The sequence below is a fragment of the Polaromonas sp. P1_G2 genome (genome assembly GCF_056405515.1).
In genome coordinates, this window is record NZ_JBFUBY010000905.1 from 1 (window position 1) to 514 (window position 514).

Here is a 514-nt window from a genome sequence, read left to right on the forward strand (position 1 = left end):
GTACGCAGCCTGCGCTTCATCGACAATTTGGACGCGACCCCGACCGCCTCGCTGACCAGTTCGGTGAATTACGCCCTTTCACAGCGGATGTCGCTTTATCTCAGCGGCGTACGCAGCCTGCGCTTCATCGACAATTTGGACGCGACCCCGACCGCCTCGCTGACCAGTTCGGTGAATTACGCCCTTTCACAGCGGATGTCGCTTTATCTCAGCGGCTCGTTCGACCGGATGTTCAAGACACGCGCTGACACCAAGACGATCAACGAAAAGAACGGCAAAATCTTCCACGACAAAAATGATGCCGGCGGCGATTTCAGTTCAGAAACGATCTCGTTCGGGCTGAAGGGACAGTTTTAGCCCGTATCTCTGCGCAACTCCGCGCAATGCAAGCAACCACTGCTGGGGCAACGTCACAAGCCGTGCCGACCATCGTTAAAGCACCGCCGTTCTCCAACCGGCTGCCTTGCAACAAAATAACCTTGGCCTGTGAAACGTTGAGGGGGGTATCAACGCT

The 514-nt window shown here is 56.0% G+C and carries 1 protein-coding gene; it reads left to right on the plus strand.

Annotated features, from left to right (window positions below):
- Window positions 1-357 (plus strand): omptin family outer membrane protease (locus tag AC1D0P_RS28260; protein ID WP_477679762.1); only part of this gene is annotated, 357 nt, incomplete at its 5' end.
- Window positions 358-514: the final 157 nt, after the last annotated feature.